Here is a 16,479-nt window from a genome sequence, read left to right on the forward strand (position 1 = left end):
CTCTAATTGGTTGATGATATCACACGCGAACAAGGCAAACAACCGATTGGGCAGCTATACCCTCTCCCCGTCCGGGGAATCCGAGTTGTTCTGTTGTTGTCGCTTTGACATTCACCTGAGTTACATCCGCTTCAAGTGCCTTGGCAATAACCTCGGCCATCTGCGGAACGTAAGGTGCCATCTTCGGTTTCTGTGCAATAATGGTTGAATCGATGTTCCCCAGACGGTATCCACGATCCTTCACCAATTGCCACACATGCTCCAGCAGTTTCAGGCTATCAGCATCCTTGAACTCCGGATCCGTATCCGGAAAGTGTTTGCCAATATCCCCAAGTGCAAGCGCACCAAGAATGGCATCACTGATGGCATGCAGCAGCACGTCTGCGTCCGAGTGACCCAGCAGTCCTTTTTCATAAGGGATCGTGACCCCGCCAATAATGCATGGGCGTCCCTCTACCAGTTGATGTACATCAAATCCCTGTCCTACACGTATCATCGCTTCTTCTCTCCCTTGAGCAAAAACGCGGCGTATTCCAAATCTTCCGGCGTCGTTAATTTGATGTTCGTATAACTGCCTTCCACAACCTTGACTGACATTCCCTGGCGTTCAGCCAGCATTGCGTCATCCGTTCCTAGAAATCCGTCCCGTTCCGCCGATTCGTATGCAAGCAGCAGGGAAGAAAGACGAAAAGCCTGCGGGGTTTGAATGCTCCACAGACTGCTGCGGTCCGGCGTCGCCGTAACGATTCCCTCCGCATTTACTTGTTTGATCGTATCCTTCACTGGAACGGCCAGTACAGCTGCTCCACCCGACATCGCGGCCTTCATACACCCCATAATCTGCTCACGGTTTATAAAAGGACGTACCCCGTCGTGAACGAGGACCCAGTCTGTCCCTAGTGCCTTAAGGCCTTCGTGGACCGAATGCTGTCTCTCTTTCCCTCCGGGGATGACACGGACACGTGATTCCAGTCGGTATTCTTTTACCCAATCCTGGCAGCGTTCAACATCGGCAGCTCCCGTGACCAGCACCATTTCGCTGACCTCGTCCAAAGCCGCAAACACTTCAAGCGTATGTATGAAAACGGGCTTGTCCTGCAGCAGCAGAAACTGCTTACTCTCGGTTGTTCCCATCCGGGTCCCCCGACCTGCCGCCACAATGACAACACCCCACCCTTTATCCATGCCGCAATCCCTGCCTTGTCTGTCAGTTTATCGTTCGGAGATATAATACAGTTATATTATAACCTCTAACGATACACTACCCATCATACCGCTTTATTGGGCTTTTTCCAACAGTTTCGGCTTGGCAAAAATCATTCGTCCCGCTGACGTCTGCAGCACACTGGTCACCAGTACTTCCATCATCATGCCGATATACTCGCGTCCGCCTTCCACAACGATCATCGTGCCATCATCCAGGTAGGCTACACCTTGACCGTGCTCCTTGCCATCCTTGATAATCTGCACCATGATCTCCTCACCTGGCAATACCACCGGCTTAACGGCATTGGCGAGATCATTGATGTTTAGCACGGATACTCCTTGCAGTTCACAGACCTTGTTCAGGTTGAAGTCATTGGTGACAACTTTGCCCTGAAGTACCTTGGCGAGCTTGACAAGCTTGCTGTCCACTTCGGAAATTTCCTCAAAATCCCCTTCGTATATAAGCACTTTGACGTCCAGTTCCTTCTGAATTTTATTCAGAATATCAAGCCCGCGCCGTCCTCTGTTCCGCTTGAGCAAGTCAGATGAATCGGCAATGTGCTGCAATTCCTCCAGAACGAATTCCGGGATTACAATCGTGCCCTCGATAAATCCGGTTTTGCATATATCTGCGATGCGACCATCGATAATTACACTGGTATCCAAAATTTTGTGCTCTTCCAACCGTCTGTCCTCGTCCACCTCGGGTTGACCCCAGCGTCCTGACATCCAGAAGGCCGCCAGATCGTCTTTCTTCGCCATGGCAAGCATATAGCCTGCATAAGCACTAATGACCGTCAGCGCCACCTGCAGCACTTCTCCGGCCGTCCCCAGCCAGGCAACACAAGGATATAACAGCAAGGCCACCAGCAGTCCTGCAACTGTACCCGCCGCTCCTGCAGCCAATTCATTCATCGGTACTTTGGCCAAAGAATCAATACTATTATGCAGCCTGGTTGCCATCAATGTTCCACCGATGTTACACACGGACATAAACAATACAGCGCCTAGTAGGGTTGATACCCCAGCTCCCAGTAATCCTGCTGACTGAATCCATTCAGCCATCCAAGGGACGGATTTTCCCGCCAGATGATATGCCGTGTAGCCGAACCATGCACCGCACAATCCTGTAAAAGTTAAAATGCCTTTTTTCCACATAAGTCCCTGCACCTCCTTCAATATATCTTCATCTTTATATCCAGTATGATCCAATTCCCAGATTGCTAATCCCGCTTTTGAAGAACTTTTTGGAAATGTTGCAATCGTCAGTTGAAAGAAGGTAAATTATTGGCATATAATAAATTCAATTCATATCCCGAGGTGAGTAGCAAAATGAGTACGCTAAGTTTACAGGCTTTTCAGGATCAAGTTTCCGAGCTGTTGCTGCGTCATCGCAGCCTGATTGATGTACTGTCCAAAACAGGACAAGCCGGCGCCTCTGTCAACCGTGCCGTGTCTAAGGCCATTACCGAATGCGGCTGCATTGAGCTGCACGCCACCAAGCAGAAATATGCCCCGGAGAGCGATATTGCTCAATCTAAAGGGCTGCTGGAAACGCATGTGGAAGGTGAATTGTGCGAGAATTGTAAAGAGGTAATCAGCTCTGAATTGGGGCGGAACCTGTTTTATATGTCGGCTCTCTGCAATCTGCTGGACATCAACATGGAAGAGGTCGTAAATCACGAGTCACAGAAATGTTCGACGTTAGGGATGTTCAATTTGTCGTAAACAATACGTATTTCGTTGCGAATGGTTATAAGTTACCGTATAGATTTGAAAAACAAAAATAAGCACGCATTCTCCTGTTCAGGAGCGTACGTGCTTTCTTTGTATTTTCCAGAGTGATGGAATGCCTAGCGATCGGAAGGACGGGAAGACTTCTCTTCCTTACGCTTTTTGGCCCGGTTACGTGAGGCTGCCGTCCGCATATTATGCTTCATCCCATATAGAGCGTATAACACAAGTGGAATAAAGATCAATTTGGACAATTGTTCTGGAAACATGACCGCCACCACTACCGCGAAGACGATAACCCAGGGTGCAATCCAGATCGCTTTACGTGGCAGACCAACCTTTTTGAAATTAGGATATTTCAGCGAACTTACCATCAGATACGATAACAGCAAAGTCGCAATCATCATACTCACAGGACCGATATCCTTGTTAAACAGGGACAGTGTTGCCAGAACCCCTCCGGCCGCTGGAATCGGCAAACCTGTGAAGTACCCTGGGATACCGGGGCGAACGTTAAACCGGGCAAGCCGAATGGCACCACAAATTGGAAAGCTTGCGGTTGCGATCCAGGCGAGAACCGGAGTGGCGTCCTGAAACGAGACCATGAATATAATCAGAGCTGGAGCTGCACCGAATGAAACCATGTCCGACAAAGAATCCAGCTCTTTACCAAACTCACTCTGGGCATTAAGTGCACGTGCCACACGGCCATCCAGACCATCCAACAACATCGCAATAATGACCAAAATCGCAGCCAAACTATAATTCCCTTCAATTGCAAGCAGGATTGCCATCATTCCAAGAAACAGATTACCCAAGGTAAAGAGATTCGGAATGAATCTGGTTAACATCGTTGTTTCACCTCATTATTTTCAAGCCGTTATAGGCGAACCCTTACATTTGTCTGTCAATAAACATCTGCTCCTGCAAACGCTTGAGACCTTCCTTAATGGTTCGGGCGCGTACCTCTCCAATCCCGTCCACTTCGTCCAGCTCTTCAATTGTAGCCATGATGACATGAGGCAATTGTTCGAATTGATCCACCAGGTTATGGATAATGACATTCGGCAGGCGGGGTATCTTATTTAATACCCGGTATCCGCGAGGTGCAACCGAATCTTCGGACGTAGCCGCTGACGATGGGTATCCCAGCAGACGTACAATATGATGTGCATCCAGCAATTCATCGTCCGACAATCTTTTCAGACCAACGATAATTTCACGGATTTTGTCATCACTGTCATCACGGGCATAGTCCTTATACAGCAACCAGGCTTCCTCTTCCGTTGTACCGACGAGTTCCTCCATCTGCATAGAGATCAGACGTCCCTCGTTGCCAAGTTCATGAATGTAACGTTTGATTTCCGTTTTGATGCGCATAACCATTTCCGTACGCTGAATGACATTGACGACCTCAGGAATCGTCACCAGTTCCTCGAACTCGGAGGCGCTCAGATTCGTAAGGGACTGTGTCAACACAGCTTTGTATTTCTCCAAGGTTTGAATCGCTTGATTCGCCTTGGTCAAAATAACCCCGATTTCCTTCAGGGAATACCGTAGTGTTCCTTGATATAAGGTGATAATATTCCGGCGCTGCGATATAGAAACGACTAATTTACCTGTTTGTTTCGCGACTCGCTCGGCCGTCCGGTGACGGATTCCCGTCTCAGATGAAGAGATGGATGAGTCAGGAATGAGCTGAGTGTTGGCATATAGAATACGCTTTAAATCCTCGCTAAGGATAATGGCACCGTCCATCTTGGCGAGTTCATACAGATAGTTCGGGGAGAAATCACAGTTAATCGAGAATCCTCCATCCACCACTTCCATCACTTCAGGGCTGTATCCTACAACCAGCAGTGCACCCGTCTTGGCGCGCAGCACGTTCTCCAGACCTTCGCGGAAAGGTGTACCTGGTGCGATCAGCCTTAACAATTCGTTCATATTATCCAGTTGGCTCGAATCTTTCATCTTGTTATGCCCCCTAATCTAAAGCAACCGCTAGTGCATCTGCCACGGTATTCACACCGATCAGTTGTATCCCGCGAGGATGTTTCCAGCCCTTTAAGCTTTTTTCTGGTAAAATGACACGCTTAAAGCCCAATTTTTGGGCTTCTTTCACACGTTGTTCAGCCCGTGAAACGGCCCGAACCTCACCCGTCAAACCGATTTCCCCAAAGATGACGTCATCCGGCTTGGTCGGTACGTCCCTCAAACTGGATGCGATACTTACAGCAACCGCTAAATCTACTGCCGGCTCATCTAATCTCACACCACCAGCTACGTTCAGATAAGCATCCTGTGTTTGCAAGAACATGCCCATCCGTTTCTCCAGTACCGCAATAATCAGGTTTAATCGATGGAGATCTACCCCTGTTGCCATACGCCGGGGAGAAGGGAAATGTGTGGTTGAAATCAATGCCTGCAATTCCACAAGCAAAGGACGTGTGCCCTCCATGCTGGCAACTACGGTAGAACCAGCCACACCCAGTGGACGTTCTGACAAAAAGAGCTCAGAAGGGTTGCCTACTTCACGAAGTCCATCTTCGCCCATTTCAAAAATGCCGATCTCATTGGTCGAACCAAAACGGTTCTTTACCGCACGTAAAAGGCGATACGTATGATGCCGCTCTCCTTCAAAATAAAGAACACAGTCCACCATATGTTCCAACATACGTGGACCGGCAATGGCGCCTTCTTTCGTAACATGCCCCACAAGTACGGTTGCAATGCCTCGCCCTTTGGCGATCCGCATAAACCGTGATGTACATTCCCTTACCTGAGCAACACTGCCGGGTGCACTGGTGACTTCTGGCAGATATACGGTCTGAATGGAGTCAATGACTAGAAAATGCGGCTGGATCTGCTCCACCGCTTCCTCGACCCGCTCCATATTGGTCTCACATAGTACATATAACTCAGGAGACAGCGCACCCAGACGGTCAGCCCGCAATTTTGTTTGCTTAACTGATTCCTCACCTGAGACATATAACACGCGTAAACCTGAATGAGTCAGTGCATGAGATGTTTGCAACATCAATGTTGATTTTCCAATTCCGGGGTCTCCGCCCACCAGAACGAGAGATCCTGGAACAATTCCGCCGCCCAAAACCCGGTTCAGCTCTTCGATTCCAGTCTGTACACGCGGTTCCTGACCGCTATCTATATCTATGATGGGAAGTGGCTTATCTTTACTCTCAAAAAGAGGGGAATTTCTCCCTTGTGTTTTGACCACCGTTTCGGTTTCTTCCACCATTGAATTCCAAGACTGACAACCCGGACATTTGCCGTACCATTTGGGGGCTTCATAGCCGCATTCCGTACACTGAAACTTGGTTTTAACTTTGGCCACTTCAGCACTCCTAGGATTTATTTTATAACAGCATTTCGCATTTTTCGACGAATTTTGCCCTAAACTCCCTGACGTGCAGGGTTAATAAAAGTTTACCATTGTTTGAGATTTTTCGTAAAGGATTATCGCAAACTTTACACATGTTCGTGCCAGTTCAAAGTTTGTTTTTTTGATAAACAACAGCTATAGGTCTCTGACTGGCGCAAAAACACAAAAAATCCTTCCCGACAAAAGCCAGGAAGGATTTTTTATTTTATACATCAGACTCAGTAGCACTTAAGTGTCTCTTATTTGGTTTCGATTTCCTCAGTGGAAGGAACAACAACGTCTTTTTTCGTTACAGACAATGCTCCGTTCTCTTCATCGATGAGCAACGAATCACCTTTAGTCACGTTACCCGTGAGCAACTCTTCAGACAATTTGTCTTCAATATGCTTCTGGATCGCCCGACGAAGCGGACGAGCACCATAGGCTGGATCGAAGCCTGCTTTGGCTAGGAAAGCCTTGGCATTGTCTGTGAGCTCGAAGTCGACCTCGTATTCATTCAGACGTTTACGAAGCTCTTCACTCATCAGTGTAACAATCTCAGCAATATGTTTTTCTTCAAGAGAATGGAACACGATAATCTCATCAATCCGGTTAAGGAACTCGGGACGGAAGCTTTTTTTCAGCTCATCCATGACTTTACCCTTCATGTTATCATAGTCCGCCCCTGCATCTACAACTGCAGTGAAGCCTAGAGTGGAGTTACGTTTGATCGCTTCTGCACCCACATTGGATGTCAAAATGATCAACGTATTCCGGAAGTCTACGACGCGACCTTTGGAGTCGGTCAGACGACCATCCTCAAGCACTTGCAGCAAGATGTTGAATACTTCCGGATGTGCTTTCTCGATTTCATCGAGCAGGACGACAGAGTAAGGTTTGCGACGAACTTTCTCTGTCAGCTGTCCACCTTCTTCATATCCCACATATCCCGGAGGCGCTCCGACGAGTCTTGAAGTGGAATGCTTCTCGCCATACTCTGACATATCAATCCGGATAACTGCATTTTCATCCCCGAACATTGCTTCTGCAAGAGCACGAGCCAGCTCGGTTTTACCTACCCCTGTAGGACCAAGGAAGATAAATGAACCCATTGGACGTTTCGGATCTTTCAATCCGGCACGAGCACGACGAACTGCACGACTGACGGACTTCACAGCCTCATCCTGACCGATGACACGTTCATGCAGAATTGATTCCAGATTCATCAAGCGTTGTGTCTCTTCTTCTTTCAGCTGATTCACCGGAATACCGGTCCAGCTGGCTACTACTTGTGCGATATCTTCAGGAGTTACCTCGGAATCGGTGCGACCTTGTTTTTCTTTCCATTGGTTCTTCGTTACATCCAGCTCTTCACGGATTTTTTGTTCCGTGTCACGTAGAGCTGCTGCCTTTTCGAACTCCTGGCTTTGAACCGCTGCGTCTTTTTCCTTCCGGATATCCTCGAGACGGCTCTCCAGTTGTTTGAGGTTAGGTGGGATCGTGTAAGAGTTCAGTCTTACTTTGGAACCCGCCTCATCAATCAGGTCAATTGCTTTGTCCGGCAGGAAACGGTCTGTAATGTACCGATCAGACAGTTTAACCGCCTGCACAATCGCTTCATCCGTAATTTTCACCCGGTGATGCGCTTCATAACGGTCACGTAAGCCATGCAAAATTTGAACTGCTTCTTCTGGAGAAGGCTGATCCACCGTAATCGGTTGGAAACGACGCTCTAGCGCAGCATCCTTCTCGATATATTTGCGATATTCATCCAGTGTTGTTGCACCGATGCACTGCAATTCTCCACGGGCCAAAGCCGGTTTCAAAATGTTAGAAGCATCAATTGCACCTTCAGCTCCGCCTGCACCAATCAAGGTGTGCAATTCGTCGATGAACAGGACAATGTTACCCGCTTGACGAATTTCATCCATGATTTTTTTCAGACGATCTTCGAATTCACCGCGATATTTTGTACCTGCAACAACAGAACCCATATCCAATGTCATGACACGTTTGTCACGCAAAGTCTCCGGAATTTCGTTGGCAATGATTTTCTGTGCAAGTCCTTCAGCGATCGCTGTTTTACCTACACCTGGCTCACCGATCAATACCGGATTGTTCTTGGTACGACGGCTCAGTACCTGAATAACACGTTCAATTTCTTTACTACGTCCAATCACTGGGTCTAGGTTGTTCTCCTTGGCATACGCCGTGAGATCACGTGCAAGACTATCCAGTGTTGGTGTGCTGACATTCGCAGGCGTACCGTTATGACTGGATACGGCTTCACTGCTGCCAAGCAGTTGCAGCACTTGTTGACGTGCCTTGTTCAAGCTAATCCCCAGGTTGTTCAGCACACGTGCCGCAACCCCTTCGCCTTCACGAATCAATCCGAGCAGGATATGCTCTGTGCCTACATAGGTATGGCCCAATTTGCGAGCTTCATCCATAGACAATTCAATCACTTTTTTCGCACGAGGCGTATATGCAATGTTCGTAGGTTGCTCTTGGCCACGGCCAATCAGCGTTTCTACTTCATCTTGAATTTTTTCCAATCCGAGTCCCAGGCCGATCAGCGCTTTGGCTGCGATGCCTTCGCCTTCACGAATGAGGCCGAGCAAAATGTGCTCTGTACCGATGTTATTATGACCAAGACGGACAGCTTCTTCCTGCGCCAATGCGAGCACCTTTTGGGCCCGTTCCGTAAATCTTCCAAACATCATATCTCCTGCACCTCCATGGTTTTGGATAAAACGGGGGCTATTGAAAGGATCCCACCGTATTCTTCATATCATTTTGTCTGCAGCCGTGCTGCGAATAAATCATTCAGCATTTATAGAAAATGCTCTTTTATATAAAAGCCGCAGTTGCGGCATGAAACCTTTGTTATAACTCTTGAACAACCTAAGATTGAGTGGCTGCACTGATCGTATCACGGATCAACTGAGCCCGATAAATGTCACGCTCATCTGTCCGCATGTCTTCCCCAAATGTTTTCTGCAAGAAGCCCGGTTGCGTCATCACATTCAACTCGTTCATCACGGTTATGGACAAACCGTCCAACAAGCCGAGATCTACACCAAGTCGAACATCAGACAGACGCTGTGCAGCTTCCTTCGAATCCACAATGGCTGCATGGGACAAAATGCCGTAAGAACGCATGACCCTGTCGGTAATCCGCAATCTAGAGTCGGTAATTAATCGTTCTCTGGCGGTACGCTCATGCCCAATCATCTGTAACACAACACTATGCAGGTTATCGATGACTTCTTGTTCCGTCTGCCCCAGTGTGATCTGGTTCGAGATCTGGAACAGGTTACCCATCGCCTCACTGCCTTCACCGTAAATTCCCCGTACAGTCAGTCCGACTTGGGAGACTGCGCTTAGAATGCGGCCAATCTGCTGTGTCATCACCAGAGCGGGTAGATGCATCATGACAGATGCTCTTACACCTGTACCTACATTCGTAGGACAGCTGGTTAAATATCCTCTGCGGTCATCAAAAGCATAATCCACATGCGCTTCAAAAGCATCATCTATGGCGGAAGCTTTCTCCCAGGCTTCTTTTACCTGGAACCCCGGATAGAGGCACTGGATACGAAGATGATCCTCTTCATTAATCATAATACTGACAGATTCATCCTCACTGAGAATAACAGCACCATTTCTGGATTCGTTCGCAAGACTGGGACTGATCAAATGCTTCTCCACCAGCACCCGTTTGTCAAGGTCATCAATATCAATCAGATCTAGGGTATGAAAATCTCCAAAGGCATGAACGTCATCATATTGAAGTACTTCGCTCAGCTTATTCAGCACTTCTTCCGATTGCTCATTGGAAGCCAGCATCGGAAACGGATAATGCTGCAGGTTGCGTGCGATCCGGACTCGGCTGCTAATGACGATTTCGGAATCAGCCGCATCACTACGCATCCAGTCGCTGAGCGCCTTCTCTGTAAAACGCAGATTAGGCATTACGCATCCCTCCTACTCATCACAAACTTTACTCCTGAGCTATTTCTTTTTCAAGTTCCCTGATCTGATCACGAATTTGAGCGGCTTCTTCAAACTCCTCTTGCGTTATGCTCTCCTGAAGATCCCGTTTCAGATCAGCAATCTGTCTTTTGACCTTGATGCGACCACCAGCTCGTGCAGGTACTTTACCCACGTGGGAAGTGCTACCGTGAACCCGTTTGAATAGCGGGTCCAAACGACTGTCAAAATATTTATAACAAGAACTACAGCCAAAGCGGCCGATTTTGCTAAACTGTGAATAGGTCATGCCGCATTCTTCACAACGAAGGGATTGCGCGGGTGTTGCTCCCGCACTGCCATTCTTGCCTGAGGGTTCAAAATCAAGCAACCCGGACAATAAGTTATGAATGGAAAATCCGTTGGATGTTCCGGGAATCATTTCCCCTTTTTCACGAGCACATGACTCACAAATATGGAATTCCGTCTTCTCTCCGTTCACGATCTTCGTGAAATGGAGTGTTGCTGGACGGTTGTTGCATTCTTGGCACAGCACAATGATGTACCCCCTTGATCCCGATAGTTTTCATTTACCGAGCAAAGATATTAACATCGCCTTTAACATTCTGGCACGAATTTGATCCCGGTAAGGAAGTTTGACCAATATAATCTCTCTCGATACAGCTGCCCGCATCAACCCGGCTTCCCTTTTGCTCAAGAAACGTGCTTCTTCCAGTTGGTAGATCAGACCTTCGGCAGCTGTCTGCCCGATCTCATCTCCAATACTATGGTGCAAATGGTTATGCAGAGCCGAGTGAGCCGGCAATTCAATCCGCTGTATGCGAACATAACCGCCGCCGCCACGTTTACTCTCCACAAGGTAACCTTTTTCGAGTGTAAATCGGGTGCTGATGACATAATTGATCTGGGAAGGCACACATGAAAATTGATCAGCCAGATCATTACGTTGAATTTCGACCAATCCTTCGGGACTTTCATGCAAAATACTCTTCAGATATTGTTCGATAATATCAGAGATATTACGCATCCAATCATCCTCCACTGTCTGAAACGTTAAGTCAATAAGGACCCACACGCCCCTACAGAGTACACCTTCTCAACCCATTTAACCAATCAAGGAAACAGCGAAACTGATCTTCAACGGTCTTTAACAGGAGAGCGAAGGACGCTCGAAGGTCCTTTAATATTGCTTTTATCCGCTGATGTGTACTACCTTCAATATGGCTCCCACCACCGGATTGCAGAAAGAAAGCTACGTAAGTATTTAACCTTTAGTTGACTTTGACTTTCTTTGACTTTATATACATTATAGCATATTTTGTGGTTTTGCCAAGAGGGAGCACTATTCATTTTTTACGATTTTACACGAAATATTCGGCTGACACAAAAAAACCTCTCCAAAATAGCTGGAGAAGTCCATTTGTCTCACACTTACGTCGTAATGCTATACAAGTTAAGTCTATGAAATTGATCCTAAAATTCTCGTTACTCTATGAGGATCAGAAAAAATCAAGTAAATACGTTTCCCGGTCAGGAATTGCTTGTTCCAGAGCCTTAATCGCTCCTACCGGTCCCTCAATTCTACCTATTTGAGCCATCTCTGTGGGCCTACGATACCCTATCAGCATTGCGGTGAGCGCCTGAATGTCTACTTTAACAGTTTGATCTTTAGCTACCGGCTCAGATGTTTTCCATATCGAGGCTGTACCATTCATCGCCACATTCAACTGCCATATCCCTTCATTCCATGGTGCATGGGCATCCTCTACCTGGAGATTAATCTGTACTGGTGAGTCTTGGCTCGCAAAAGGATACTGTGAAATAAACTGTTCTACACTCACAATACGTGCCATGAAGAAAGGCACAATTTCCTGCTGAATCCGCGGATTATCTAATTGAAAAGCAAGCATATCACTGGCTGGTGCCTGTAAAGTTACTTCCTCTATCATAGAATCATGGTTGGCTATAAAGGTCCACAAACCTTGTCTTGCCTCTTCATTCAGATAAATGATCTCTCTGATGGTAAACTTTCTTTCCTTAACCTCATATAAAATATAGCCTTGTGCTTTACCAGCTCCATCATAATATACGGCTTTCTGGCTGGCTCCATTAGTGAGAACTGAATTCTCCCATCTCGCATCATCCCGGATCAAGGTTCCGTTATAGCGCTCAGCATACGCACTGTATACTTCCTTTAATATGCTGAGTCCCGTATCGCCACGCCGAATTGTTCCAGGGGTTGTCTTTTTCGCAGGCAGATGAGCTGTAGGCACTTTATACCGTTTAAACTCAACATACGTCTCCCATCCATACTTCCGATAAAAAGCAAAAGAGAACGGATGCAAAAACGATATACTTTGTTTATTACGGTTCATTTCCTCCAACGCATGCTTCAACAGCCCAGCTACCCAGCCTTTGCGTCTATATTCTGGCCATGTGGCAACTCCCGCAATACCGCCCATCTCGAACGATCTCCCATGAATATAGGTTTGAAAAGGAATAATGTGAAGTTTGGCACCCAATTGTCCCTCCTCAAATACACCCCATATATCCTGTGAATCAAATTGACTTCGTCGCTTCTCCGTTTGTTCTTCACTCATTACCACTTGAAAAGCATACTCGGAGAGTGCCATAGCTGGCTCAAAATTATCTACGGTTAATTTCTGAATTTCCATGTCGTCCTGCACCCCGTTCTCTAAGTTATGATATCTTTCAAATCATGGCCTGATACGTGATGTATGTATCCATTTATGAGTGTGTCAGAGGAACGGGACAAAGTCAAACAAGAGATGCACGGGCATCTCTCGGGGATAACGATCTATATTAAAAAACACAAATAAAAACCACCACCGAATAACATCGGCAGTGGTTCTTCGCTTGGCGGCGTCCTACTCTCCCAGGACCCTGCGGTCCAAGTACCATCGGCGCTAGAGGGCTTAACGGTCGTGTTCGGGATGGGTACGTGTGGAACCCCTCCGCCATCGCCACCAAACGCGATTTGTCGAAGCATAGCTTCTTTAAATCATTGTAGAACTGAAAATCATACACATTCTGTGATGTACCAATTTTCATTTCAGAGTTTATTCTCTGAAAACTAGATCCGAAACGAAATTTGCGATTTACAACTTGCATATTGGATAAGCCCTCGACCGATTAGTACTGGTCAGCTCCATGCATTGCTGCACTTCCACCCCCAGCCTATCTACCTCGTCGTCTTCAAGGGGTCTTACATACTGGGAAATCTCATCTTGAGGGGGGCTTCACGCTTAGATGCTTTCAGCGCTTATCCCTTCCGTACATAGCTACCCAGCGGTGCTCCTGGCGGAACAACTGGTACACCAGCGGTACGTCCATCCCGGTCCTCTCGTACTAAGGACAGCTCCTCTCAAATTTCCTACGCCCACGACAGATAGGGACCGAACTGTCTCACGACGTTCTGAACCCAGCTCGCGTACCGCTTTAATGGGCGAACAGCCCAACCCTTGGGACCTACTTCAGCCCCAGGATGCGATGAGCCGACATCGAGGTGCCAAACCTCCCCGTCGATGTGGACTCTTGGGGGAGATAAGCCTGTTATCCCCAGGGTAGCTTTTATCCGTTGAGCGATGGCCCTTCCATGCGGTACCACCGGATCACTAAGCCCGACTTTCGTCCCTGCTCGACTTGTAGGTCTCGCAGTCAAGCTCCCTTATGCCTTTGCACTCTTCGAATGATTTCCAACCATTCTGAGGGAACCTTTGGGCGCCTCCGTTACTCTTTAGGAGGCGACCGCCCCAGTCAAACTGCCCACCTGACACTGTCCCCGCACCGGATTACGGTACCAGGTTAGAACCTAGATACGATCAGGGTGGTATCCCAACGGTGCCTCCACGCAAGCTGGCGCTCACGTTTCAAAGGCTCCCACCTATCCTGTACAGATCGTACCCAAATTCAATATCAAGCTGCAGTAAAGCTCCATGGGGTCTTTCCGTCTTGTCGCGGGTAACCTGCATCTTCACAGGTATTAAAATTTCACCGGATCTCTCGTTGAGACAGCGCCCAAGTCGTTACGCCATTCGTGCGGGTCAGAATTTACCTGACAAGGAATTTCGCTACCTTAGGACCGTTATAGTTACGGCCGCCGTTTACTGGGGCTTCGGTTCACAGCTTCGGATTGCTCCTAACCGCTCCCCTTAACCTTCCAGCACCGGGCAGGCGTCAGCCCGTATACTTCGCCTTACGGCTTCGCACAGACCTGTGTTTTTGCTAAACAGTCGCTTGGGCCTTTTCACTGCGGCCCCCTCGTGCTATTCACACTACCGGGGCACCCCTTCTCCCGAAGTTACGGGGTCATTTTGCCGAGTTCCTTAACGAGAGTTCTTCCGCGCGCCTTAGAATTCTCTTCTCGCCTACCTGTGTCGGTTTGCGGTACGGGCACCATCACCTGGCTAGAGGCTTTTCTTGGCAGTGTGAGATCATGACCTTCGCTACTATAATTTTCGCTCCCCATCACAGCCCAGCCTTAACGATGTGCGGATTTGCCTACACATCAGCCTCACTGCTTAGACGGACATCCATCAGTCCGCGTCACTACCCTGCTGCGTCCCCCCATTGCTCATAACGGCTTACGGTGGTACAGGAATTTCGACCTGTTGTCCTTCGACTACGCCTTTCGGCCTCGCCTTAGGTCCCGACTTACCCTGAGCGGACGAGCCTTCCTCAGGAACCCTTAGGCTTTCGGCGGATCAGATTCTCACTGATCTTTTCGTTACTCATACCGGCATTCTCACTTGTATAATGTCCAGCGCTCCTTACGGTACACCTTCAACCCTTATACAACGCTCCCCTACCCCTGATGCAAAGCATCAAGCCATAGCTTCGGTGGTGTGTTTAGCCCCGTTACATTTTCGGCGCAGAGTCACTCGACCAGTGAGCTATTACGCACTCTTTCAATGGTGGCTGCTTCTAAGCCAACATCCTGGTTGTCTGTGCAACTCCACATCCTTTCCCACTTAACACACACTTGGGGACCTTAGCTGATGGTCTGGGCTGTTTCCCTTTTGACAATGGATCTTAGCACTCACTGTCTGACTCCCGGAAGTAAGTCTATGGCATTCGGAGTTTGACTGAGCTTGGTAACCCTTGCGGGCCCCGCACCCAATCAGTGCTCTACCTCCACGACTCTGTTTTCCGAGGCTAGCCCTAAAGCTATTTCGGGGAGAACCAGCTATCTCCGAGTTCGATTGGAATTTCTCCGCTACCCCCACCTCATCCCCGCATTTTTCAACATGCGTGGGTTCGGGCCTCCAGTGCGTGTTACCGCACCTTCACCCTGGACAGGGGTAGATCACCCGGTTTCGGGTCTACGTCCACGTACTAAGTCGCCCTATTCAGACTCGCTTTCGCTGCGGCTCCGGCTCTTCACCTTAACCTTGCACGGGAACGTAACTCGCCGGTTCATTCTACAAAAGGCACGCCATCACCCCTAAAACGGGCTCTGACTTTTTGTAAGCACACGGTTTCAGGTTCTATTTCACTCCCCTTCCGGGGTGCTTTTCACCTTTCCCTCACGGTACTGCTTCACTATCGGTCGCTAGGAAGTATTTAGCCTTGGCAGATGGTCCTGCCGGATTCATACGGGGTTTCACGTGCCCCGCACTACTCGGGATACATCTCGGAGAGAACCAACTTTCAAGTACAGGGCTTTTACCTTCTTTGGCGGGCCTTTCCAGACCTCTTCGTTTAACCGGTTCCTTTGTAACTCCATGTGAGATGTCCCACAACCCCAAAGAGCAAGCTCTCTGGTTTGGGCTTCTCCGCGTTCGCTCGCCGCTACTGACGGAATCACTATTGTTTTCTCTTCCTCAAGGTACTTAGATGTTTCAGTTCCCCTGGTATGCCTCTACATAACCTATGTATTCAGTTATGAGTAACTGGAAATTACCCCAGCTGGGTTTCCCCATTCGGACACCCCCGGATCAAAGCTTGCTTACAGCTCCCCGAGGCAGTTTCGTTGTTCGCCACGTCCTTCATCGGCTCCTAGCGCCTAGGCATCCTCCGTGTGCTCTTAGTAGCTTAACCATATTTGCTCCGGTTTCGACTGCTCGCTTCCCTTGTTTTGCTTGCGCAAAGCCAAAAGTCACTCCCATTCGATACCATCGCAATGCAGTTTTCACTATTTATTGAAA

12 protein-coding genes and 2 rRNA genes are annotated in these 16,479 nt (G+C 48.2%); 1 reads left to right on the plus strand and 13 read right to left on the minus strand.

Annotation, left to right across the window (positions count from 1 at the left end; translation table 11 throughout):
- Positions 1-19: 19 nt before the first annotated feature.
- The 3 genes from ispF to AC3ITG_RS28515 all read right to left on the minus strand — a co-directional run bounded on the left by ispF (position 20) and on the right by AC3ITG_RS28515 (position 2,364).
- Positions 20-496 carry a 2-C-methyl-D-erythritol 2,4-cyclodiphosphate synthase gene (gene ispF, locus AC3ITG_RS28505; protein WP_053779226.1) on the minus strand — a complete coding sequence of 159 codons (477 nt, stop codon included), beginning with the start codon at positions 494-496 and terminating at the stop codon, positions 20-22.
- On the minus strand, positions 493-1,185 hold the full coding sequence (gene ispD / locus AC3ITG_RS28510) for a 2-C-methyl-D-erythritol 4-phosphate cytidylyltransferase (RefSeq protein WP_413373803.1): 693 nt from the start codon (positions 1,183-1,185) through the stop codon (positions 493-495). Before ispD ends, ispF begins: the two co-directional genes overlap by 4 nt.
- 93 nt (positions 1,186-1,278) lie before the next feature.
- Positions 1,279-2,364, minus strand: coding sequence for a PIN/TRAM domain-containing protein (locus AC3ITG_RS28515; RefSeq protein WP_413373805.1), 1,086 nt, complete (start codon positions 2,362-2,364; stop codon positions 1,279-1,281).
- Positions 2,365-2,538: 174 nt separating this feature from the next.
- On the opposite strand from AC3ITG_RS28515, the gene AC3ITG_RS28520 reads away from it, so the two are divergent.
- Positions 2,539-2,934 carry a nucleoside triphosphate pyrophosphohydrolase family protein gene (locus AC3ITG_RS28520; RefSeq protein ID WP_024633611.1) on the plus strand — a complete coding sequence of 132 codons (396 nt, stop codon included), beginning with the start codon at positions 2,539-2,541 and terminating at the stop codon, positions 2,932-2,934.
- Positions 2,935-3,059: 125 nt separating this feature from the next.
- Here the strand turns inward: AC3ITG_RS28520 and pssA are convergent, their stop codons facing one another.
- The 10 genes from pssA to AC3ITG_RS28570 form a co-directional block, all read right to left on the minus strand.
- Positions 3,060-3,791: a CDP-diacylglycerol--serine O-phosphatidyltransferase gene (gene pssA, locus AC3ITG_RS28525; RefSeq protein WP_413373806.1), complete on the minus strand. Its 732-nt coding sequence runs from the start codon at positions 3,789-3,791 to the stop codon at positions 3,060-3,062.
- A 43-nt stretch (positions 3,792-3,834) separates the two neighbouring features.
- Entirely contained in the window at positions 3,835-4,911 is a 1,077-nt protein-coding gene (gene disA / locus AC3ITG_RS28530) for a DNA integrity scanning diadenylate cyclase DisA (RefSeq protein WP_076292150.1), read from the minus strand.
- Between the two features lie 13 nt (positions 4,912-4,924).
- Positions 4,925-6,292 (minus strand): DNA repair protein RadA, encoded by a 1,368-nt coding sequence (gene radA, locus AC3ITG_RS28535; protein WP_063567409.1) that lies wholly within the window; start codon positions 6,290-6,292, stop codon positions 4,925-4,927.
- Positions 6,293-6,579: 287 nt separating this feature from the next.
- Positions 6,580-9,042: an ATP-dependent protease ATP-binding subunit ClpC gene (gene clpC / locus AC3ITG_RS28540; protein ID WP_413373811.1), complete on the minus strand. Its 2,463-nt coding sequence runs from the start codon at positions 9,040-9,042 to the stop codon at positions 6,580-6,582.
- A gap of 181 nt (positions 9,043-9,223) precedes the next feature.
- A complete protein-coding gene (mcsB, locus tag AC3ITG_RS28545) occupies positions 9,224-10,294 on the minus strand; it encodes a protein-arginine kinase McsB (RefSeq protein ID WP_489251997.1) in 1,071 nt (356 codons plus the stop codon).
- 28 nt (positions 10,295-10,322) lie between these two features.
- Positions 10,323-10,847 (minus strand): protein-arginine kinase activator protein McsA, encoded by a 525-nt coding sequence (mcsA, locus tag AC3ITG_RS28550; protein ID WP_063567406.1) that lies wholly within the window; start codon positions 10,845-10,847, stop codon positions 10,323-10,325.
- Positions 10,848-10,877: 30 nt separating this feature from the next.
- A complete protein-coding gene (locus tag AC3ITG_RS28555) occupies positions 10,878-11,339 on the minus strand; it encodes a CtsR family transcriptional regulator (protein ID WP_063567405.1) in 462 nt (153 codons plus the stop codon).
- 472 nt (positions 11,340-11,811) lie between these two features.
- Entirely contained in the window at positions 11,812-12,987 is a 1,176-nt protein-coding gene (locus tag AC3ITG_RS28560) for a GNAT family N-acetyltransferase (RefSeq protein ID WP_489251998.1), read from the minus strand.
- Between the two features lie 200 nt (positions 12,988-13,187).
- Positions 13,188-13,304: ribosomal RNA gene (gene rrf, locus AC3ITG_RS28565) — 5S ribosomal RNA — on the minus strand.
- A gap of 141 nt (positions 13,305-13,445) precedes the next feature.
- Positions 13,446-16,372 (minus strand): 23S ribosomal RNA (locus AC3ITG_RS28570).
- Between the last annotated feature and the right edge of the window lie 107 nt (positions 16,373-16,479).

This window comes from Paenibacillus sp. GL_099_B, from assembly GCF_057835695.1.